The 20,201-nt window shown below is 64.3% G+C and carries 20 protein-coding genes; 14 read left to right on the top strand and 6 right to left on the bottom strand.

The window, feature by feature from the left end; all coding sequences use genetic code 11:
* Window positions 1-135: 135 nt before the first annotated feature.
* From ispH to rnhA, 3 genes are read left to right on the top strand one after another with little or no spacing between them, the layout of a single operon-like run.
* Window positions 136-1,104: a 4-hydroxy-3-methylbut-2-enyl diphosphate reductase gene (gene ispH, locus JQ631_RS25810; RefSeq protein WP_212330855.1), complete on the top strand. Its 969-nt coding sequence runs from the start codon at window positions 136-138 to the stop codon at window positions 1,102-1,104.
* A 6-nt stretch (window positions 1,105-1,110) separates the two neighbouring features.
* Window positions 1,111-2,094, top strand: a complete 984-nt coding sequence (locus tag JQ631_RS25805) for a homoserine kinase (RefSeq protein WP_212330852.1) — start codon at window positions 1,111-1,113, stop codon at window positions 2,092-2,094.
* Complete coding sequence (gene rnhA, locus JQ631_RS25800; protein ID WP_212330849.1) at window positions 2,091-2,555, top strand: ribonuclease HI; 465 nt, start codon at window positions 2,091-2,093, stop codon at window positions 2,553-2,555. The genes JQ631_RS25805 and rnhA overlap by 4 nt, the downstream gene beginning before the upstream one ends.
* Before the next feature lie 252 nt (window positions 2,556-2,807).
* Here rnhA and JQ631_RS25795 read toward each other — a convergent pair whose 3' ends face one another.
* The 5 genes from JQ631_RS25795 to JQ631_RS25775 all read right to left on the bottom strand — a co-directional run bounded on the left by JQ631_RS25795 (window position 2,808) and on the right by JQ631_RS25775 (window position 9,298).
* Complete coding sequence (locus JQ631_RS25795) at window positions 2,808-3,293, bottom strand: peroxiredoxin (RefSeq protein WP_007597501.1); 486 nt, start codon at window positions 3,291-3,293, stop codon at window positions 2,808-2,810.
* Window positions 3,294-3,389: 96 nt separating this feature from the next.
* Window positions 3,390-3,944 carry a DUF924 family protein gene (locus JQ631_RS25790; protein ID WP_212330847.1) on the bottom strand — a complete coding sequence of 185 codons (555 nt, stop codon included), beginning with the start codon at window positions 3,942-3,944 and terminating at the stop codon, window positions 3,390-3,392.
* 15 nt (window positions 3,945-3,959) lie between these two features.
* Window positions 3,960-5,645, bottom strand: coding sequence for a long-chain fatty acid--CoA ligase (locus tag JQ631_RS25785; protein WP_212330844.1), 1,686 nt, complete (start codon window positions 5,643-5,645; stop codon window positions 3,960-3,962).
* Window positions 5,646-5,854: 209 nt separating this feature from the next.
* Window positions 5,855-7,300, bottom strand: a complete 1,446-nt coding sequence (locus JQ631_RS25780) for a D-alanyl-D-alanine carboxypeptidase family protein (protein WP_212330841.1) — start codon at window positions 7,298-7,300, stop codon at window positions 5,855-5,857.
* A 189-nt stretch (window positions 7,301-7,489) separates the two neighbouring features.
* On the bottom strand, window positions 7,490-9,298 hold the full coding sequence (locus JQ631_RS25775) for a glucan ABC transporter ATP-binding protein/ permease (RefSeq protein WP_212330838.1): 1,809 nt from the start codon (window positions 9,296-9,298) through the stop codon (window positions 7,490-7,492).
* Window positions 9,299-9,608: 310 nt separating this feature from the next.
* Between JQ631_RS25775 and JQ631_RS25770 the strand changes: the two genes are divergently transcribed.
* The 7 genes from JQ631_RS25770 (at window position 9,609) to JQ631_RS25740 (ending at window position 15,087) form a co-directional block, all read left to right on the top strand.
* Window positions 9,609-9,983 carry a hypothetical protein gene (locus JQ631_RS25770; RefSeq protein ID WP_249160923.1) on the top strand — a complete coding sequence of 125 codons (375 nt, stop codon included), beginning with the start codon at window positions 9,609-9,611 and terminating at the stop codon, window positions 9,981-9,983.
* 104 nt (window positions 9,984-10,087) lie between these two features.
* Window positions 10,088-10,492 (top strand): phosphoribosyl-ATP diphosphatase, encoded by a 405-nt coding sequence (gene hisE, locus JQ631_RS25765; protein WP_212330823.1) that lies wholly within the window; start codon window positions 10,088-10,090, stop codon window positions 10,490-10,492.
* A 35-nt stretch (window positions 10,493-10,527) separates the two neighbouring features.
* Window positions 10,528-11,130 carry a YqaA family protein gene (locus JQ631_RS25760; RefSeq protein WP_212330820.1) on the top strand — a complete coding sequence of 201 codons (603 nt, stop codon included), beginning with the start codon at window positions 10,528-10,530 and terminating at the stop codon, window positions 11,128-11,130.
* 54 nt (window positions 11,131-11,184) lie between these two features.
* Complete coding sequence (locus JQ631_RS25755) at window positions 11,185-11,715, top strand: hypothetical protein (protein WP_212330817.1); 531 nt, start codon at window positions 11,185-11,187, stop codon at window positions 11,713-11,715.
* Between the two features lie 29 nt (window positions 11,716-11,744).
* On the top strand, window positions 11,745-13,145 hold the full coding sequence (locus JQ631_RS25750) for an aspartate ammonia-lyase (RefSeq protein ID WP_212330814.1): 1,401 nt from the start codon (window positions 11,745-11,747) through the stop codon (window positions 13,143-13,145).
* A 188-nt stretch (window positions 13,146-13,333) separates the two neighbouring features.
* Window positions 13,334-14,302, top strand: coding sequence for an NAD(P)H-dependent flavin oxidoreductase (locus JQ631_RS25745; protein ID WP_212330811.1), 969 nt, complete (start codon window positions 13,334-13,336; stop codon window positions 14,300-14,302).
* Between the two features lie 11 nt (window positions 14,303-14,313).
* Window positions 14,314-15,087, top strand: a complete 774-nt coding sequence (locus JQ631_RS25740; protein ID WP_212330808.1) for a thioesterase family protein — start codon at window positions 14,314-14,316, stop codon at window positions 15,085-15,087.
* A 392-nt stretch (window positions 15,088-15,479) separates the two neighbouring features.
* On the opposite strand, the gene JQ631_RS25735 is transcribed toward JQ631_RS25740, so the two are convergent.
* Window positions 15,480-17,042 carry an AMP-binding protein gene (locus JQ631_RS25735; RefSeq protein WP_212330805.1) on the bottom strand — a complete coding sequence of 521 codons (1,563 nt, stop codon included), beginning with the start codon at window positions 17,040-17,042 and terminating at the stop codon, window positions 15,480-15,482.
* Between the two features lie 123 nt (window positions 17,043-17,165).
* Between JQ631_RS25735 and JQ631_RS25730 the strand changes: the two genes are divergently transcribed.
* The 4 genes from JQ631_RS25730 (at window position 17,166) to JQ631_RS25715 (ending at window position 20,166) form a co-directional block, all read left to right on the top strand.
* Complete coding sequence (locus JQ631_RS25730; RefSeq protein ID WP_212330802.1) at window positions 17,166-18,131, top strand: NAD(P)H-dependent flavin oxidoreductase; 966 nt, start codon at window positions 17,166-17,168, stop codon at window positions 18,129-18,131.
* Window positions 18,132-18,254: 123 nt separating this feature from the next.
* A complete protein-coding gene (locus JQ631_RS25725) occupies window positions 18,255-18,503 on the top strand; it encodes a hypothetical protein (protein ID WP_212330799.1) in 249 nt (82 codons plus the stop codon).
* A gap of 132 nt (window positions 18,504-18,635) precedes the next feature.
* On the top strand, window positions 18,636-19,397 hold the full coding sequence (locus tag JQ631_RS25720; RefSeq protein WP_212330796.1) for a hypothetical protein: 762 nt from the start codon (window positions 18,636-18,638) through the stop codon (window positions 19,395-19,397).
* A gap of 85 nt (window positions 19,398-19,482) precedes the next feature.
* Window positions 19,483-20,166, top strand: coding sequence for a hypothetical protein (locus JQ631_RS25715; RefSeq protein WP_212330793.1), 684 nt, complete (start codon window positions 19,483-19,485; stop codon window positions 20,164-20,166).
* Window positions 20,167-20,201: the final 35 nt, after the last annotated feature.

Raw genomic sequence — 20,201 nt, 5'->3', positions numbered from 1 at the left:
TGACAGCGCCCGAAAGGGGGCCCAATTCCCTCTCAAGTCGCTATAACGTCCAAGCAGACCGTTTTAGGCCCTTTTCCATTCCATCGACCGTCCCCCGCCAGAAGGCGATGGGTGATTCGGTCCCGAGATCACTCAATGTCAGCCAAACCAGACCTCAAGATCGTGCTTTGTTCTCCCCGTGGCTTCTGTGCAGGGGTGGTCCGGGCGATCGACACCGTGGAACGGGCGCTCGATAAGTATGGCGCCCCCGTCTATGTTCGCCACGAGATTGTGCACAACAAATACGTCGTCGACGGGTTGAAGAAGAAGGGCGCGATCTTCGTCGAGGAGCTGGCCGAAATCCCCGAAAATACCACCGCGCCGGTGGTGTTCTCGGCCCATGGCGTGCCGAAGTCGGTTCCAGCCGACGCGACGTCCCGCAACTTGTTCTCGCTCGATGCGACCTGCCCGCTGGTGACCAAGGTGCACCGCGAGGCCGCGATCCACTTCAAGCGCGGCCGCGAGATCTTCCTGATCGGCCATTCGCATCATCCCGAAGTCGTCGGCACGCTCGGTCAGTTGCCGGTCGGCGCGGTCACGCTGATCGAGACCGCCGAGGACGCCAAGACCATCGTCCCGAAGAACCCCGACAACATCGCCTTCGTGACCCAGACCACGCTGTCGATCGACGACACCGCGGAGATCGTGGCGCTGCTCAAGGAGCGCTTCCCGAACATCAACGGGCCGCACAAGGAAGACATCTGCTACGCCACCACCAACCGCCAGCTCGCGGTGAAGAAGGTGGCGCCGGTGGTCGACGCGCTCATCGTTGTCGGTGCCCCCAATTCGTCGAACTCGCAGCGTTTGCGCGAGGTCGCCGAGCGCGAGGGCTGCGGAATCGCGGTTCTGGCGCAGCGTGCCTCCGACATCGACTGGGACAAGTTCGGCAACATCAAGAGCCTCGGCATCACTGCGGGCGCGTCCGCGCCGGAAGTGATCGTCGAGGAGATCATGGACGCCTTCGCCGAGCGTTACACGCTGCACGTGGAAACGGTCTCGGCCGCGGAAGAGAACGAGTTCTTCCCGCTGCCGCGTCAGGTGCGCCCCGAAGCCGCCGCCGAGTAAGCTTTGATGGCGGTCTACACCGACGTTGCCGCCGATGAGCTCGCGGATTTCCTGAGACAGTACGATCTCGGCGAATTGCTCTCCTACAAGGGCATCGCCGAGGGCGTCGAAAACACCAACTTCCTGCTGCACACCAGCAAAGGCGCGTTCATCCTCACGCTCTATGAGAAACGCGTGGCGAAGAACGATCTGCCGTTCTTCCTCGCGCTGATGACGCATCTCGCCGAGCACGGCGTGAACTGCCCGCTGCCGGTGCGGGCGAAAGACGGCGAGGCACTGCACGAGTTGCAGGGACGTCCCGCCGCGATCATCACCTTTCTCGAAGGCATCTGGCCGCGCAAGCCGAATGCAACCCATTGCGCCGGCGTCGGCGAGGGGTTGGCGAGAATGCATCTGGCAGGCACGAACTTTGCGATCAAGCGCGCGAACGCGCTTTCGGTTGCCGGCTGGCGGCCGCTGTTCGATGCGGCGGCCGACCGCGCCGATGAAGTGCAGCCGGGCCTGCGCGCGTTTCTCGCCGCCGAGCTCGACTATCTCTCGGGCGGCGTCTGGCCGACCAGTCTCCCTGAAGGCGTGATCCACGCCGACCTCTTCAACGACAACGTCTTCTTTCTCGGCGACAAGCTGTCGGGGATCATCGACTTCACCTTCGCCTGCAACGACATGCTGGCCTATGACGTCGCGATCTGCCTCAACGCCTGGTGCTTCGAGCCGGATCATTCCTTCAACGTCACCAAGGCGCGCGCTTTCCTCAACGCCTATGGCCGGATGCGAAAACTCTCGGAGGCGGAAGAGGCCGCGCTGCCGCTGCTGGCGCGCGGTGCTGCGATCCGCTTCCTGCTGACCCGGCTGGTCGACTGGCTCAACGTGCCGCCGGGCGCGCTGGTCAAGCCGAAGGATCCGCTCGAATATGTCCGCAAGCTGCGCTTCCACCAGAGCGTCTCCAGCGTGCGCGATTACGGGCTGATGCCGTCAGGACTGGTCGCGTGAGCGAGCTTCCCAATGTCACGATCTTCACCGACGGCGCGTGCTCGGGGAATCCCGGGCCCGGCGGCTGGGGCGCGATCCTGAAGTTTGGCGACAAGGAAAAAGAGCTGAACGGCGGCCAGCCGCACACCACCAACAACCAGATGGAATTGATGGCGGCGATCTCCGCGCTGGAAGCGCTGAAGAAGCCGTGCACCGTCGATCTCTACACCGACAGCCAGTATGTCCGGCAGGGCATCACCGGCTGGATCCACGGCTGGAAGCGCAACGGCTGGCGCACCGCCGACAGGAAGCCGGTGAAGAATGTCGAGCTATGGCAGCGCCTCGATGCCGCGCTGAAGGCGCATGACGTGCGCTGGCACTGGGTGAAAGGCCACGCGGGGCATCCCGAGAACGAGCGGGCCGATCAGCTGGCGCGTGACGGGATCGTGAAGGCCAGGACGCAGCAGCGGGTGGCGGAGTAGGGCGTCGACGGCGCTCCACTCTCAGGTTTCGTAGGGCGGGCAAAGCGAAGCGTGCCCACGGCCCCTTTCAAATCAAGAACAGATCGTGGGCACGGCGCTCACGCGCCTTTGCCCACCCTACGGCGCTGTCTCTCCGCTCGTCATGGCCGGGCTTGACCCGGCCATCCACGTCTTCCCGCTAGCACCAAGAACGTGGATGCCCGGGACAAGCCCGGGCATGACGTCGTCCTTGGAAACAATTGCGCGTAAAGCTTACAGCTGCCCCAGCAGCGTATCGCCGCCCGACACCTCGACCTTGCCGGGCATCGCTTCGAGGTTCAGCTTCTTGACCACGCCGTCCTCGACCAGCATCGAGTAGCGCTTGGAGCGGATGCCGAGACCGTTGCCGGAGGCGTCGAGCTCCATGCCGATCGCCTTGGCGAAGTCGGCATTGCCGTCGGCGAGGAAGATCGCCTCGTCGCGCTGGTCGGTGTCGCGCTTCCAGGCGTTCATGACGAAAGCGTCGTTGACCGAGACGATCGCGATGGTGTCGACGCCCTTGTCCTTCATGGCATAGGCGTTGAGGAAGATGCTCGGCAGATGCATCTTGTGGCAGGTGCCGGTGTAGGCGCCGGGCACCGCGAACAGCGCCACCTTCTTGCCCTTGAAGATATCGTCGGTGGTCTTCACCTGCGGGCCTTCCGCCGTCATCACGCGGAATTTCGCCTCGGGCAGCTTGTCGCCAGTCTGGATCGCCATCGTCTGTCTCCTTGAAAATCGGTCCCGCTTTTTAGACCGTGGCGCGGGCCCGCACAACATTGCTGGCGGGGGCTTTAGCCCTTCACCGTTATGTCATCAGCCGGCAAAACCGCCGCCGTCGAGGAAGGCCTGCTCCTCCGCGGTGGTGTCGCGGCCGAGCAGGCGGTTGCGGTGGGGGAAGCGGCCGAACCGCTGGATGATGTCGGCGTGCTCCCGGGCGTATTTCAGGTTTTCGGCATTGTCGGTGTTTTCGAACAGCGCGACGCAATGCAACTGGTCGGGCAAATGCTCGGAATGCATGAAGGGCATGTAGAGGAATTCGAGCAGGACGGGATCGATCCTGACATCGACACCCCGCGCGATGGCACGGTGAGCGACGTCGCGCGCCAGCGCATCGCTGGCAAAGGCCTGCGGTGTGCCGCGGAACATGTTGCGGGGAAACTGGTCGAGCACGATGACGAGCGCGAGCGCGCCGTCATCGCTGTCTTCCCATGCGGCCAACTCGCCGGCGGTGGCCTGCTGCCAGAGCGCGAGAAAGCGGCGTCGAACCTCCGCGTCGAAAGCATCATTGCGCTTGTACCAGCGCTCGCGGCCGGCCTCGCGCCAGAACGCGAGGATGCCTGATGGCGTGACGTCGTCGATCCCGGTCATGAACGCGAGGCGGCCTCAGGCCGCCTGAGCCTTTTTCTCGTCGCGCAACTCGCGGCGCAGGATCTTGCCGACATTGGTCTTGGGCAGATCGGTGCGGAATTCGATCTGCTTGGGCACCTTGTAGCCGGTGAGCTGCTCGCGGCAGAACTTGATGACGTCCTCCGGCGCAAGGTTCGGGTCCTTCTTGACCACGAAGGCCTTGACCGCTTCACCGGACCCGCTGTCGGGGACGCCGATCACGGCACATTCGAGCACGCCCGGATGGCTCGCGATCACTTCCTCGATCTCGTTCGGATAGACGTTGAAGCCGGAGACCAGGATCATGTCCTTCTTGCGGTCGACGATCTTGGTAAAACCCTTCTCGTCCATCACGCCGATGTCGCCGGTGCGGAAATAGCCGTCCGGCGTCATCACCTTCGCCGTCTCCTCCGGCCTGTTCCAATAGCCCGACATCACCTGCGGGCCCTTGGCACAGATCTCGCCGGCCTGGCCCAGCGGGAGCTCATTGCCGTCATCGTCGCGGATCGAGATCCAGGTCGACGGCACGGGGATGCCGATGGATCCCGAGAATTCGGTCGTGGTCGCGGGATTGCAGGTCAGCGTCGGCGAGGTCTCCGACAGGCCGTAGCCTTCGGCGATGAAGCAGCCGGTCACGTTCTTCCACTGCTCGGCCACCGGGCGCTGCACCGCCATGCCGCCGCCGTTCGAGATCTTCAGCTTGGAGAAGTCGAGCTTCTTGAAATCAGGATGGTGCATCAGGCCGTTGTAGAGCGTGTTGACGGCGGGGAAGCTGTTGACCTGATACTTGGCCAGCTCCTTGACGAAGCCGGCGATGTCGCGCGGGTTCGGGATCAACAGATTGCAGCCGCCGGCGCGGACTGCGAGCAGATAGCAGGCGGTCAGCGCGAAGATGTGATAGAGCGGCAGCGCGCACACGATCATCAGCTGCTCGACATGCGGCGGCGCATTGAGCGCCGGCTGCAGCCAGGCGTCGTTCTGCAGCACGTTGGCGACGATGTTGCGGTGGAGCAGCGTGGCGCCCTTGGAGACGCCGGTGGTGCCGCCGGTATATTGCAGGAAGGCGACGTCGCCGGGCGACAGCTTCGGCTTGTTGAAGGTCTGACCGCGGCCGGCCGCGAGCGCATCGTTGAACGACACGGCTCCCGGCAATGACCAGGCCGGCACCATCTTCTTCACGCGGCGCACGACGAGGTTGACGATCATGCCCTTGAAGCCGAGCAGATCGCCCATGCTGGCGACGATGACGTGCTTGACCGGCGTCTTCGCGATCACCTGTTCGACGGTGTGGGCGAAGTTCTCCAGCACGATGACGGCTTCGGCGCCTGAATCCTTGAGCTGATGCTCGAGCTCGCGCGGGGTGTAGAGCGGGTTGACGTTGACCACGGCAAAGCCGGCGCGCAGCACGGCGGCGGTGGCCACCGGATATTGCAGCACGTTCGGCATCATGATCGCGACGCGGGCGCCGCGTTGGAGACCTCGGCCCTGCAGATAGGATGCGAGCGCCAGCGACATCTGGTCGAGGTCGCGATAGCTGATCGCCTTGTCCATGCAGATGAACGCCTTGCGGTCGGCGAACTTCGCAAAACTCTCCTCGAGGAGATCGACCAGCGATGCGTATTGCGTCGGCTCGATATCAGCGGGCACGCCGGGCGGGTATTGCTTGAGCCAGATGCGCTCCATGGAAACTCCCCTCTCTTGGCTTCGGAGCCCGTTGTGTCTCGGGCTTGCCTCATTGCCGGCAGTATCGAGCCTGCCGGAACGGCTGGCAAGCGGTCGAGGCTTTGGGCCGAGGCTTAGGGCAAAGGCTGGAGAGTGGCTACCGGAATCGGCGCAGACGGCTGCCGCACCTGCGAAGTACGGTCGCGACCTGAAGGGCTTGGTCCGTGACCCTAGCTGTTGTTGGGCGCGGGCTTCGGCTTGGTGGCAGCCTTGGGCTTGGCCGGCTTGGCGGCCGCCTGATCGCTGCTCGCAGCAGGCTTGGCCGCCGCGTCGGGCTTGGCCGCGGCATGCTTACGTGCCGCCGGCTTCGCCGCGGTCTTGGCGTCGCTCTTGGCGTCGCTCTTGGCATCGCTCTTGGCGTCAGGCTTCGCGGCCGCCGTCTTGGCATCGCTGCTGGCGTCAGGCTTCTTGGCAACACGCGACTTCTTGCCACGCGCCTTCGGCGGGTTCTGCTGATCGCTGTCGGCTGCGACCGCCGCGACCAGGGCTGCGCCGGTGCGGGTCGGGCCGGTATACACCACCACGGGCTCCGCGGCCGCAGGTGCCGAGGCCATCAGCTCGGACGCTTTCATCAGCGGCGGCTGGAGGCCTGCGGTGAAGAAGGTCACCTGCGCCGCGCCGCCGGTTAAGGCGCCGGATCCGCCGGCAGCGCCATTGGTCGCGATCAGCGCATCGTCGTCGTCGCTGGCCGGACGCTTGCGGTGACCGCCGCACATCTCCTCGCGCAGATTCGGCGGCGAGGCGTCGACCGGCACGAGGTTTTCGACGGTGCCGAGCGAGGGGCGCAGCCACGACAGACTGTCCTGGCTGAAGCCGCGCTCGAGCAGCTGCGCCGCCTTCACCGCGCGCGCGGTGCCGGAGTTGGCGCCGAGCACGACCGCGATCAGGCGGCGACCGTTGCGCGTGGCCGATGCCACCAGATTGTAGCCGGAGGCGCAGATGAAACCGGTCTTGAAACCATCGGCGCCGGGATAGCGGCCGATCAGCTTGTTGAAATTGCCGGTGACGCGCTTGCCGAAGCGGATCGCCGGGATGTGCACGTAAGACTCGTATTCGGGCAAGTCGCGCAGGAACGAGCGCGCGAGAATGCCGAGGTCGCGCGCCGAGGTAACGTGACCGTCAGCGGGCAGGCCGTTCGGATTGACGTAGTTCGTCTGCGTCATGCCGAGCCGCTTCGCATTGTCATTCATGATCGCGGCGAAGCCGTCGATCGAGCCACCGATGCCTTCGGCCAGCACCACGGCCATGTCGTTCGCCGACTTGACCATCATCATCTTCAGCGCATTGTCGACGGTGAGCTGTGTTCCCGGACGGAGGCCCATCTTCGAAGGTGCCTGCGAGGCGGCTGTCGGCGACACCGTCAACAGCGTGTCGAGCGTGATCTTGCCCTCCTTCACCGCCTTCAGCGTCACATAAGCGGTCATGATCTTGGTGACCGATGCCGGATACCAAGGGATGGTGGCGTTGTCGGCCTGGAGCACCTTGCCGCTGTCGGCTTCGATCAGCAGCAGCGCTTCGGCATTGGCGACGCGCGGCACGACAAGCGCGCCGACGGCGAGCGTCGCAGCGAAGAGGTTGAACAGGGATTTGCGAAGCAGCGGGCGAAAGGCGTGCACTATCCGATTCCGGTCCTTGGAGATCCGGCGGTTCCCGACGGTTCTCGTGATCTGATGTTCGGTTCTGAAATCCAGCGCCGCCGCTTGCGGCGTCGCAAACCTATACCGGCTCGTGCGTCGAGAATAGGGGCTTCCCTTGCGTATTCCGCAATGAAATAGGCCGAATTTCGACGGTGCCACCGGGACTTGTTAAGGGGATCTGACGGCAGACGCCGCAGCCTCGGCGGCACTGACGCCGGCCTTCGCTTCTGCTTGTGCCTGTTCCTGCACCATGAACTGGGCTCTGGCGAGTTCGGCGAAATGGCCGCCTTTGGCCACGAGTTCATCGAAAGTTCCGCTTTCGATCACGCGCCCGTTCTCGAACACGAGGATCCGCGTCGCATTGCGAATGGTGGAGAGGCGGTGCGCGATCACGAAGGTGGTGCGGCCCTTCATCACTTCATCGAGAGCGGCGTTCACCTTGGCCTCGGTGACGGCATCGAGCGCGCTGGTCGCTTCGTCCAGGATCAGGATCGGCGGATCCTTCAGCAGCGCACGTGCGATCGACAGCCGCTGCCGCTCGCCGCCGGAGAGCATGCGGCCGCGCTCGCCGGCATTGGTCCCAAAGCCGCCGCTGCGCTCGATGAAGTCGAGCGCCTGCGCGCGTTCCGCCGCCTTGCGCATCTCGGCTTCGGTCGCATCCGGCTTGCCGACGTGCAGATTCTCCTCGATCGAGCGGTTGAACAGCAGCGCTTCCTGGAACACCACGCCGATGTTCCGACGCAGCGAGGTCAGCGTGACGCCGCGGACATCCATGCCGTCGATCTTGATGAAACCGGATTGCGGATCGAAGGCGCGATGCAGGAGTGCGATCGCGGTCGACTTGCCGGCGCCGGTCGGGCCGACCAGCGCGATGGTCTGGCCCGGCAGCGCAGTGAAGGTAAGGTCCTCGATCGCCGGGCGCTTGCCATCGTAGGAGAAGGTGACGTCGTTAAACTCGACGAGGCCGGAGAGCCGCCCCGCATCGATGGCATCGGGCCGGTCGTGCACCGCCGGCACGGCATCGAGCACGTTGAAGAACTCGCGCAGGCGCGGCGCTTCCATGAAAACGTTGTTGATGAAGCTCACGACCTGCTCGAGCTTCTGGATCAGCATCGTCGCGAAGCTCACGAACATCACGATCTCGCCGACCGAGGTCTTGCCCTGGTCGTGCAGCGCGATGCCGAGTGTGAAGATCGCGAGCACGGTGATGGTGGTGGAAGCGCGCGTGATCACGGTGACGACCGCCCACCAGGACAACACCGGCATTTGCGCGGCGAGCAGCTGGTCGGCGACGGAGCGCAGGCCCTGCACCTCGGACTCGACGCGAACGAAGCTCTGCACCAGCGCGACATTGCCGAGCGCATCGGAGGCGCGCGCGGAAAGCTCGCTGTATTGTTCCTCGACCGCCATCTGCATGCCGAAGGTCTTGCGCACGACGAAGGTCGTCAGCGCGGTGAAGACGACGCAGAGCACGAACAGCAGGATCGCGAGCCGCCAGTTCAGATAGAGCGACAGCGGCAGCAGCACCACGACGGACAGGATTGCGGCGAAGTGCTCGCGGAAGAAGCCGAGCCAGAGCCGCCACAGCGCATCCGTGCCGTTCAGCATCACCTTCATCAGCCGGCCCGAATGGGTGCCGGAATGAAAGGTCAGCGGCAGCTGCAAAATATGCTCGAAATAGCTGGTCAATACCGCCTGGCGCTGGCGGTGGGACAGGCGGTCGGCCTGGAGCGCCACGATTGCGCTGCAGCCGATGGTGAACAGTCCGAACGCCACCCAGGCGGCGAGGAACGGCCAGGCCGAGTTGGAGCCCGCCACGGTCTTTCCGGAGAGCACGTCGACGATCCGGCCGAACAGCACGGGTTCGGCAAACTGCGAAGCCGCCAGCAGAAGATTGGCCACCGCAAGCAGCCAGCCGAGCCGGGCCTCCTTGCCGAGCAGTTCGAGAACGCGGGTGTAGAGGCGGAGGATGGGCATGAGGCGGGCGCTGATCCAGACAAACGATGTCGCGGTGGGGCTACATTTTAAGCAGGGATCGTCAGCGAGATACAGCGGAAGCTTTTGGTATCTTCGGTTGATGTCTTGTGGGCGCGGCGAAGCTGGCGCGGGCCGGGACGACGACGTGCATCGTCCAACCTGAACGGCAGATGAGCAGGGGTTGCGTCATGATCACGCAAGCCCGTTCAGCTTGTGTTGGGGTTGGGGAACCTAACTTAGGTTACGGGTGTTTTGAAGGACATGAGCCTGTCTCGAGGCACCATTGAAGGTCCCAAGGAGGGTCCACGTCATGTTTGACCGATTTTCGAAGTTTGCCGGCCGCAAGGCCGTTCTCGCCACCGCCACGGTGCTGGCGCTGACATCAGTCGCTCCGACCGCATCGTTTGCCGGCGGCCGCCATTGGCATGGTGGCGGCGGCGCGGCGTTCGCTGGTGCGGCGATTGCCGCCATCGGCACCGGGCTTGCGATCGCCGCGACCCGTGACGCCTACGCCTACGATGCCCCGGCCTATTATGGCGGTGGTCCGGTCTATTACGATGAAGGCCCCGTCTACTATGGTGGCCCGGGCTACTACAGGAACGGTCACGAATATTTGGGCAACAATGGTAGTGGCAGTCGCGACCCCTTTGCCTCGTGCAGCCGAAGCGGCGCGGGCTGTTGGTGAGCCGTTGACCACGAAAGGCGGGCGTGCTTGCCGCGCCCGCCCTTTTTGCCTCTTATTGTCAAGCATTAACGCGTCGACCATTTGTTTAGAGTAGTTTTGAGTCCATGAGTGATTCGCTTGAGCGGCTATATCTGGCTGTGCTCGCGGCCAGGGATCTTGATCCGGCAACATCGCGCACCGCGCGGCTATTTCAGCGCGGCCCCTCCAAAATGGCGAAGAAGCTGGCCGAAGAGGCCATCGAAGTCGTGATCGATGCGGTCAACGGCGACACCGAAGCCGTGGTTCGGGAGAGCGCCGACCTGCTCTATAATCTCACAGTGCTCTGGGCCTCCGCCGGCGTGCGCCCCGAGGACGTCTGGCGTGAAATGTCGCGTCGTGAAGACATGCTCGGTATCGCGGAAAAGCTGCCGAAATCGTCGGTGAAGCTGCCCAAAGTCGCCTCACCGCGCATCTCTGCCCGGCGGCCGATTGTCGCTCTCGAGGGCCGAGCGACCCGGAAACGGCACTAAATCGTCATAAAACTCGCGATGGACAAATCCGTCCCATGGTGCTTCATCGCGGCGCCATGCTGAAACGTATCTACGACTGGTGCATCGACGCCGCTCACAAGCCCTATGCGCTCTGGATCATGGGTGCCGTGGCTTTCGCAGAAAGCTCCTTCTTTCCCGTTCCCCCGGACGTGATGTTGATCCCGATGTCGCTGGCGCGCCCGCAGCGCGCCTGGGTCTATGCGGCGGTCTGCACCGCGACCTCGGTGCTGGGCGGCCTGCTCGGCTACGCCATCGGTGCGCTGCTGTTCGACTCGGTCGGCCACTGGCTGATCCAGGTCTATGGCCTCGGCGACAAGGTCGATGCCTTCCGCGCCTCCTATGCGGAGTGGGGCGCGGTGATCATCCTGCTGAAGGGGCTGACGCCGATTCCCTACAAGCTCGTCACCATCACCTCGGGCTTTGCCGGCTACAATCTCGTTCTTTTCATCCTGTGCTCGATCGTCGCGCGCGGCGGGCGCTTCTTCATCGTGGCAATCCTGCTCAACCGTTATGGCGACTGGATCCGGCACAAGCTCGAGGAGCATCTCGGCCTGTGGGTCGCGCTCGGCGCGGCGGTGCTGGTGCTCGGCTTCGTGGTGGCGATCAAGTTGATCTGAGGCCTGGATCCAGAGCACTTTGACGCCGCGCCGGCTTCGGTTACGGTTGGCCGCATGATGGCTCGATCCGGCAATCCGGTCCTGCGACTGGCGACGTTGATGTTTGCGGCGCTTTCGCTCCTGCTCGGCGACGGCGGGACGGGGTGGGCGCAATCGGCACCACCCACGCTCGGTCTCCAGGCGCAGGAACCACAGGCCGCGCCGCCACCCTCGGCGCCCGCACCGCCGGCGAGTGAGGACAATCCCGGTCTGATCCACGAAATGGGCAAGCTGTTCGACAAGCTGCCCTCGATCCTGCCGCCGATCAAAAGCCCGCGCGAGACCATGAACGACTTGTCACGGCTGGCAACGCCGTCGACCATGGTTTCCGGGCGCGTGGCCTGCCCGGTCTCGCCAGGCGGCGGGCCCGACTGCAAGCCGGCTGCCGTCCAGCTATGCCAGAGCAAGGGCTACAAGGAAGGCAGGAGCCTCAACACCGACGCCACTGAGAAGTGCTCGGCCAAGGTTCTCATTCCGGGCAGGCAACGCAAACCGGACGATTGCCGCACCGATACCGTCGTCACCAGCGCGCTGTGCCAGAACTGAGGACGTCGCGCGAGCAGCAAGGAGCGCCCATGAGCCGCTACGAGCAGGACTTCCTCGGACAGCGTGAGATCGCCGACGACATCTATTACGGCGTCCAGACCATCCGGGGTAAGGAGAACTTCCACATCACCGGCATTCCCATGAACCAGGAGCCTTACTTCGTGAAGGCGCTGGGTTACGTGAAGAAGGCCGCCGCGATGGCCAACCGCGACCTCGGCGCGATCGACGCCAAGGTGGCCGATGCGATCATCCTCGGCTGCGATCGCGTCATCGCCGGCGACATGATGGATCAATTCGTCACCGACTTCATCCAGGGCGGCGCCGGTACCTCGACCAACATGAACGCCAACGAAGTGATTGCCAACCTCGCGCTGGAGTCGCTTGGCTTCAACAAGGGCGACTACCAGCACGTCAGCCCGAACGACCACGTCAATTACGGCCAGTCGACCAACGACACCTATCCGACCGCATTCCGGCTGGCGCTGATCCTGCGGCTCGAGAGCTACATGACGGCGTTGCGCCAGCTTCAGGAGGCCTTCTTCGCCAAGGGCCGCGAATTCGACCGCGTGCTGAAGATGGGCCGCACGCATCTTCAGGATGCGGTGCCGATGTCGCTCGGTGCCGAATTCAGGGGATGGGGCACAACGATCGGCGAGGAGGTCGATCGCATTTCGGAGGCACGCGCGCTGCTGCGCGAGATCAATCTCGGCGCCACCGCGATCGGCACCTCGGTCACCGCGGCGGTCGGCTATCCCAAGCTCGCGGTCCGGCATTTGAGCGCGCTGACAGGCGTCGATTTTATCCTCGCCGGCGATCTGGTCGAGGCGACGTCAGACACCGGTGCCTATGTGCAGCTCTCCGGCGTACTGAAACGCACTGCCAGCAAGCTGACGAAGATCTGCAACGACATTCGCCTGCTCGCCTCGGGCCCGCGCGCCGGCTTCAACGAGATCAACCTGCCGCAATTGCAGCCGGGCTCTTCGATCATGCCGGGCAAGGTCAATCCTGTGATCCCCGAGGTCGTCAACCAGACCAGCTTCCTCGTCATCGGCCTCGACACCACGGTGACGCTGGCCGCTTCCGCCGGCCAGCTCCAGCTCAACGTGATGGAGCCGGTGATCTCGTTCGCGCTGTTCTTCTCGATCCGCACCATGGAGCGCGCAGTCAACAGCCTGCGCGAAAACTGCGTCGTCGGCATCACCGCCAACGAAGAGCACACCCGCAACATGGTGCTGAACTCGCTCGGCATCGTCACCGTGCTGAAGCCGCTGCTCGGCTACAAGCAATGCGCCGAGATCGCGCGCGAGGGCTACAAGAGCGGCAAGTCGCTGCATCAGATCGTGGTGACCGAGCGCAATCTGCTGACGCAGGAGAAATGGGACGAGATGTTCTCGTTCGAGCGGCTGATCAATCCGGATCTGGTGGGATAGGTGCTCGCTGTCATTCCGGGCTCGACGCTGCGCGTCGTCCCGGAATGACAGCGAAGGAATTCCGCGCGTTGGAATTGCGGTAACGGCGTCCGCCACGGCGCCAAAACGCAATACTTGACAGTGGAAAGATTGCCTTGTTGGTATGGTCCCAACCTCTCATGCGTCTGCCAGCAAAGGATCGCTCCGCAATGTCCATGCCTGCTCTGTTCAAGGGACGACTGTCGATCCCCGTCATCGGTTCGCCGCTCTTCATCATCTCGGTGCCCGACCTCGTGATCGCGCAGTGCAAGGCCGGCGTGGTCGGTTCGTTCCCGTCGCTGAACGCGCGGCCGCCGGAGTTGCTCGACGAATGGCTGGCGCGGATCACCGAAGAGCTCGCCGCCTACGACCGTGCCCATCCCGACAAGCCGTCGGCGCCGTTTGCGGTCAACCAGATCGTGCACAAGTCGAACAACCGGCTCGACCACGACATGCAACTCTGCGCCAAGTACAAGGTGCCGATGATCATCTCCTCGCTCGGCGCGCGCGAGGAGCTCAACCAGGCCGTTCATGGTTGGGGCGGCATCGTCTTTCACGACGTGATCAACCAGAAATTCGCCCACAAGGCGATCGAGAAGGGCGCCGACGGCCTGATCCTGGTTGCGGCCGGCGCCGGCGGTCATGCCGGCACCATCTCGCCGCTCGCCTTCGTTGCCGAAACGCGCAAATGGTTCGACGGTCCGATCGCGCTGTCGGGCGCCATCGGCAACGGCAAGGCGATCCGCGCCGCGCGCATTCTCGGCGCCGACTTCGCCTATATCGGCTCGGCCTTCATCGCGACCAAGGAAGCCAACGCGGTCGAGAAGTACAAGGAGATGATCGCGGGCTCGACGGCCGACGACATCGTCTATTCCAACCTCTTCACCGGCGTGCATGGCAATTATCTGAAGCCCTCGATCCTCGCCGCCGGCATGGATCCGGAGAACCTGCCGACGTCAGATCCCTCCAAGATGAATTTCGGCACCGATGCCTCCGGCGAACGGGCCAAGCCGAAGGCCTGGAAGGAAATCTGGGGCTCGGGCCAGGGCATCGGCAGCGTCGAGGGCATCGTCCCCGCCGCCGAAATGATCGCGCGCTTCAAGAGGGAATACGACGAGGCGGTTGATCTGCCGTTGTGATGGCCGTCGCCATGCCCGCCATCTACCGCGTCGACGGCAACAGCGTCGTCACCAGCCCCGATGCCGCCGGCCCATGGGACCGGCGGATGCAGCACGGCTCGGCGCCATCGGCGCTGGTGACGTGGGCGGCGGAGCGGATTGCGACCCCGGTGCCGATGAACGTCGCGCGCGTCACCATCGACCTGATGCGCCCGGTGCCTGTCGCGCCGCTCGCGATCGAGACTGAAGTCTTGCGTGAGGGTCGCAAGATCCAGCTTTGCGAGGTCAAGTTGTTTGCTGATGACGTGCAGGTCGTCGGCGCCACCGTGCTCAAGATCAAGCAGCAGTCACAACCGCTGCCAGATGACGTCAAGGAATTGCCGGTCACGCTGCCGTCGCCCGAGGACTCGCTGGTCGAGGACGGCCACGGCGCCACCAGTCCGTTCGCGGGAATGATGTCGATGCGTGCCGCGCGCGGCCGCTTTGGCCAGGCCGGCGCCGGCGCGATCTGGTTTCGGCTCGACCATCCGCTGGTCGCGGGCGAAGCGGTCTCGCAGGCGATGCGCGCCGTGGTCGCCGCCGATTTCTCCAACGGCACCGCCTCGACGCTCGACTTCCGCAGTTGGACCTACATCAACGCAGACCTCACGGTGAGCATGGCGCGTCAGCCGGTTGGTGACTGGATTTTGCTCGACGGTGAATCCTGGATCGGCCCTCGCGGTGTCGGGCTCGCGATGTCGCGGTTGGCCGATCGGCATGGCTATTTCGGCCGCGCGGTTCAGAGCCTGGTGATTGAGAAGCGGTGAGAGTGCCGGCTAGCGCTGCGACCACTCGAGGGTCGATGGAACGGCAGGCTTCCGCCGCCGCGGAAGGGATGCTTGCCATCCTGCCTTGTCATAGTCCGTAGAAGATCTTGATCTCCCACAACACCACGATGATAGCCGTGATCAACGTGACCGCGGCGACTGCACTTTCCAGGGAAGCGACTCTCATGTCCCACTCCGCTTCCCAGCCCCATCAGCGGTCTATTTGATTCCCTGATTCGCCGACAATCGCGCAGGCGCTGCGGACGTGCACTCCGTCGCGCATTGTGGTGCCGGGGCCACAATCACACCGTAAAACCCCGGGTAAAGCACTGCTCGATCCCGGAATTTCGCGCGATGCGTGTATTCCGAACCCGTCGCTGCAATCAGGGAGATTACCCCACCATCCGGTCCCGGCCGCTCCAGAAGCCGGCGCGCAGCACTTTCTTGTCGACCTTGCCGACGCCGGTCATCGGTAGCTGCTTGACGAACTGGATCTGCTTCGGCGCATGGGCCGAGCCCTTGCGCACACGCACCATGTTGATCAGCTCGTCCGGATCGGGCTTGGCGCCTTCGCGCGGCACGACGATCGCGGTGACAGCCTCGCCCCATTTTTCGTCGGGGATGCCGACGACCGCGACCATTGCGACGTCTGCATGTTGCGACAGCACGTCCTCGATCTCGCGCGGAAAGATGTTGAAGCCGCCGGTGACGATCATGTCCTTCTTGCGGTCGAGAATGAACATGTAGCCGCGCTCGTCCTGGCGGGCGATGTCGCCGGTGTGCACCCAGCCATTCTTCAGCGTCTCGGCGGTGATATCGGGCCGCTTCCAGTATTCCGCCATCGCATGCGGCGCGCGCACGCAGATCTCGCCGGCATCGCCCGTCTTCACCTCATCGTCGTTGTCGTCGAGGATCTTGACCTCGCACGCCGCGATCGGGAAGCCGCAGGACAGGAACAGCTCCGGCGTCCTGGGATCGTGATCCCTCTTGCGCAACACCGAGACGGGATAGCATTCGGTCTGGCCATAGAGTTGCGAGAACACCGGACCGATGCGCTCGATGCCCTCGACCAGCCGGCTCGGCGACATCGCCGACGCCCCGTAGAGCACGAGCTCGAGCGAGGAGAGATCGGTTTTATCAAGCGCAGGATGATCGAGCAGCATGTAGATCATGGTCGGCACGAACAGCGTGAAGTTGATGCGCTCGCGCGCGATCGTCGTCAGTACGGCCTCGGGATCGAAACCTTTCAGCATATGCACGGTGCCGCCGCGCATCAGCGTCGGCAGCACTTTCGTGCCGGCGACGTGGCTGATCGGCGCGACCGTGAGATAGCGCGCCGCGTCGGGAATCTCGAAGTCGGCGAGGATCGCGCCGGCCGCTCCGGCGTTTTCGCGGTGGTAGCGCAGCGCGCCTTTGGACTTGCCGGTCGTGCCGCCGGTGTAGTTCAGCGTGGAGAGATCGTCGAGACTTGCAAGGCACTGCGCGCTGGCATGCCCCGCGCTTTCGACCGTCGCCAGCAGATCAACGCCGTAGTCGGCCGGCCCCATGGTGAAGACCGCCTTGAGCCACGTCGCTTGCGCGGCGAGCTCGCCGCCGCGATCGCGGAAGGCGGCTGTATCGACCACCAGCACTTCGGCTTCGGAGTCTTCGAGCTGAAACAGCTGGTCTGCTTGCGATCCGAGCGGATGCAGCCAGGTGGTGCAGCATCGCGACAATTGCGCGGCGACACCGGCGCACCAGGTGTCGGCGCGGTTCGCGGTGAGAAAGGCGACGCGTGCGCCGGGCTGCAGGCCGAGCCGCATCAACACGCCCTGGATGCGTCCGATCAGATCGAGTGTGCCCTGATAGCTCAGCGATCCGCCGGGCCATGCAAAAGCAGTGCGGCCGGGATAGCGTGCCAGCGCCCGTAGCGTCTGCGCACAAGTCGGGGACGATGCGTGGAGCGGATCGGACATATGTTTCCTCGTTGCTTTGTCATCGGCTTCTCGCGTGCCAATGTTGCTGACGACGCTAGCACAGAGAATGCGGGATGGAACGGCAAAGCCCCGGCGAGAGACAAGAGTGATCAGGAGGCGTGAGTGACATCCGATCGATTGCAACGCTTCCGCGATCGCCTCAGCCTGCCGCTGATCGCAGCGCCGATGTTTCTCGTCTCAGGCGTCGAACTCATGGTCGCGGCCTGCCGCAGCGGCGTGATCGGCAGCTTCCCAACCGTGAATTGCCGCAGCACGGAACAGCTCGATGATTGGCTCACCGGGATCGCAACGCGGTTGCGGCAGCACGAAGATCAGACCGGCCGCAAGGCCGCGCCGCTCTGTCCGAACCTGATCGTGCATCGTTCCAATGTGAGGCTCGAGCAGGATCTCGCCGTGCTGCTGCGGCATGAGCCCGAGATCGTCATCACCTCCGTCGGTTCGCCGGCACCGGTGTTGAAGCCGTTGCATGACGCCGGCGCGATGGTGTTTGCGGATGTCGCTTCCATTCGCCACGCTGAGCGCGCAGCGGCAGCTGGCGCGGACGGGCTCGTTCTGCTGACCGCAGGCGCCGGCGGACAAACCGGCTGGCTCAATCCCTTCGCCTTCGTCCGCGCGGTGCGCGCGTTCTACGACGGCATCATCGTGCTCGCCGGCGGCATCAGCGATGGCTGCGCACTGCATGCCGCCGAAGTGCTCGGCTGCGATCTCGGCTACATGGGCACAAAGTTCATCGCGACGCGCGAGAGCATGGCGGACGAGCGCCACAAGCAGATGCTGGTCGAGAGCAGCGCCGACGACATCCTGCTCACCACGGCGTTCACGGGTCTGCAGACCAGCATGCTGACGCCGTCGATCGTCGCTGCCGGGCTCGACCCCAATGACCTGCCGGCGCGCGGTGCGATCGACATCGGCAAGGACATCGACGTCACCGCGCGCGAGAACAGGCCCAAGCGCTGGCGCGATATCTGGAGCGGCGGCCATTCGACATCGGGTGTGACCGACGTGAATGACGTCGATGACCTCGTTGCGCGGACGGTCGCCGAATACCGCAAGGCACGCGGTCGCTAAGGTCCAGCGCCGCCCAGCACGGTTAATCCCGCATGGCTCCGCAAGCCGGCACTTAACGCCAGATTAACCATCGCCCGCCAAGAATCCCCTCACGGCCGCCAATCAGGACGAGAGGGACAGGCGATGGATTTCGATTTTCTCAACAGCAAGACAGCCGCAACGCTGGATGAAATTCGCGTCCGCGTCGCCCACGCGCTGGCTCGTCACCCGCTGTGCCGCAATGTCCGCTTCGACATCGTCAGCGTCGCGCGCACCCGCCGGGGCGGCAATTGGACGGTGACGCTGCAATCGGTCGAGCCGCGCGCGGTCTGGGAGGCCTCGGAGATCGTCGCCGACATCCAGGACGCCTATGATCTGACGCTAGCCGCCTGATTTCATTGGCTATTTTGTCTTTGTCGCGGCAGGCAAGGTGATTGTCGCCCTAAAGGCACACTCAAGCCTTAATTCGTGCCTTTTTGCCGGGCATCTCTAACAACATCGTGAAGCGGCCTCCCGGAGGGACGTTTGTCCAGAGCCATCACCATCATCGTGCTGACCTGTTTCCTCGTCCTCGGTGCCGCCACCACTGCAATTCTCGGCCGTGACAGCGTGCCCAGCGTCGGTGCCGAGATGATCACCGAGGCCCCGCCGAAGCCGCTTGCCGCCAACCGCGCCGCCAAGGCCGACCGGCTGGTTCCGACGCTGGCGCTCGCCTCCGCCGCGATCACCCCGGTTCAGGTGCCGGCCGACAGGCTGTTCCAAGCCCCCGTTTTGACCGAGCCGCTGCGCCAGGCCTTTGCCGCGGCGACCCCGTCCGATTTCCCGATGCCCCAGACGGCTGAAGCCAAGCCGGCTGAGTCAAAAGCTGGCGAGGTCAAGGTTGCCTCGCTGGAACCATCAGTCACCGCAGAGGTGCCGACCGGCTCGCTCCACGAAGCCCCGGCCAAGCCGAAGGCCGTCGCGAAGCCGCAGCCGCAAAAGACCTATTCGCTGCTCTCCGACGTGCAGATCGCCGGCATCAGGGATCGCCTGAAGCTGTCGTCGTCGCAGGAATATTACTGGCCGTCGGTCGAGACTGCGCTGCGCAATGTCGTTCGCAAGATCTCGGCGAACAAGCTGTCCAATCCGAACGGACCAAACGTGCAGATCGATCCGAATTGCGACGAGGTGCAGCAGTTGAAGTCGGCCGCGATGCCGCTGCTGTTCCAGCTGCGTGACGATCAGAAGGAAGAAGTGCGCAAGCTCGCCCGCGTCATCGGGCTTGAGAAAGTCGCGCAGCAGATCTGATACGGCGTTCCCTCTCAGGAACCTCTTCTATCAGGAACATCCGGCAATCGTCGGGCGTTGCTCGCTCCGAACAGGGAGTGGACCAATGCGCGCAGCGACAGCTTATTTCGTCGGTGCCGGAACGATCATCGCCGCCATTGCCATTGGTCTCGGCGGCGGCATCGTTGCCGGCAATATCATGAATCCGATCGCGCCCAAGCAGGGGCCCGACACCAGCAAGATGGCGCAGCGCGCGGAAGCCAACGCGCCGGCCACGACCAACGCGCCATCCGAGCGCGTGCAGTACGTCACGGGCTCGCAGGCGTTCAGCACGATGATCGCGGCACCTGCGCAAGCGCAGGGCGAAGCGAAACCCGTCGCCAAGGCTGGCGTGGGGACCACCCAGGCCAATGCTGAACCGCCGGCGCCACCCGCGCAGACTACGGCCGCAGTCGAACCACCAAAGCCAACGCCTTCACCGTCTCCGCAAGCGACAAAGCCTGCCGAGCAGCAGGCCTCGACCGAACCGGCCTCCTCTCCTGACAACGCCTATGCAAAGGCCAGCAGCTCTGATGTGAAGCGCGCCGCATCCGAGCGCCGGCGGGCGAGCCGGCACGAGCGCTGGGCCCAGCGCCATCGCTATGACCAACGTGATGCACGCGCGACGCGCGATCAGACCAATTGGGATGATGTCGCGCGCAGCGTCCGCGAGGATTCCGACGCGCGCGACTATGGCAGCCGCCCGCGCGGCCCGCAAATCCAGCTGTTTGGCCCCGACGACGATGACTAGCAGCTTACGCCGTCGCGCACGCGAACGGAGCGGCA

The organism is Bradyrhizobium manausense (genome assembly GCF_018131105.1).
Classification (GTDB): domain Bacteria; phylum Pseudomonadota; class Alphaproteobacteria; order Rhizobiales; family Xanthobacteraceae; genus Bradyrhizobium; species Bradyrhizobium manausense_B.
This window is presented reverse-complemented; position numbering and strand designations above follow the sequence as displayed.

Excerpts from the sequence above, each read along its gene's own strand:
- JQ631_RS25760 (WP_212330820.1), top strand. The coding sequence starts at position 10,528 with ATGGTGCTTCATCGCGGCGCCATGCTGAAACGTATCTACGACTGGTGC.
- JQ631_RS25785 (WP_212330844.1), bottom strand. The coding sequence starts at position 5,645 with ATGGAGCGCATCTGGCTCAAGCAATACCCGCCCGGCGTGCCCGCTGAT.
- JQ631_RS25805 (WP_212330852.1), top strand. The coding sequence starts at position 1,111 with ATGGCGGTCTACACCGACGTTGCCGCCGATGAGCTCGCGGATTTCCTG.
- JQ631_RS25770 (WP_249160923.1), top strand. The coding sequence starts at position 9,609 with ATGTTTGACCGATTTTCGAAGTTTGCCGGCCGCAAGGCCGTTCTCGCC.
- JQ631_RS25755 (WP_212330817.1), top strand. The coding sequence starts at position 11,185 with ATGATGGCTCGATCCGGCAATCCGGTCCTGCGACTGGCGACGTTGATG.
- JQ631_RS25795 (WP_007597501.1), bottom strand. The coding sequence starts at position 3,293 with ATGGCGATCCAGACTGGCGACAAGCTGCCCGAGGCGAAATTCCGCGTG.
- JQ631_RS25775 (WP_212330838.1), bottom strand. The coding sequence starts at position 9,298 with ATGCCCATCCTCCGCCTCTACACCCGCGTTCTCGAACTGCTCGGCAAG.
- JQ631_RS25715 (WP_212330793.1), top strand. The coding sequence starts at position 19,483 with ATGCGCGCAGCGACAGCTTATTTCGTCGGTGCCGGAACGATCATCGCC.
- hisE (WP_212330823.1), top strand. The coding sequence starts at position 10,088 with ATGAGTGATTCGCTTGAGCGGCTATATCTGGCTGTGCTCGCGGCCAGG.
- JQ631_RS25790 (WP_212330847.1), bottom strand. The coding sequence starts at position 3,944 with ATGACCGGGATCGACGACGTCACGCCATCAGGCATCCTCGCGTTCTGG.
- JQ631_RS25725 (WP_212330799.1), top strand. The coding sequence starts at position 18,255 with ATGGATTTCGATTTTCTCAACAGCAAGACAGCCGCAACGCTGGATGAA.
- JQ631_RS25750 (WP_212330814.1), top strand. The coding sequence starts at position 11,745 with ATGAGCCGCTACGAGCAGGACTTCCTCGGACAGCGTGAGATCGCCGAC.
- JQ631_RS25745 (WP_212330811.1), top strand. The coding sequence starts at position 13,334 with ATGTCCATGCCTGCTCTGTTCAAGGGACGACTGTCGATCCCCGTCATC.
- JQ631_RS25735 (WP_212330805.1), bottom strand. The coding sequence starts at position 17,042 with ATGTCCGATCCGCTCCACGCATCGTCCCCGACTTGTGCGCAGACGCTA.
- JQ631_RS25740 (WP_212330808.1), top strand. The coding sequence starts at position 14,314 with ATGCCCGCCATCTACCGCGTCGACGGCAACAGCGTCGTCACCAGCCCC.
- ispH (WP_212330855.1), top strand. The coding sequence starts at position 136 with ATGTCAGCCAAACCAGACCTCAAGATCGTGCTTTGTTCTCCCCGTGGC.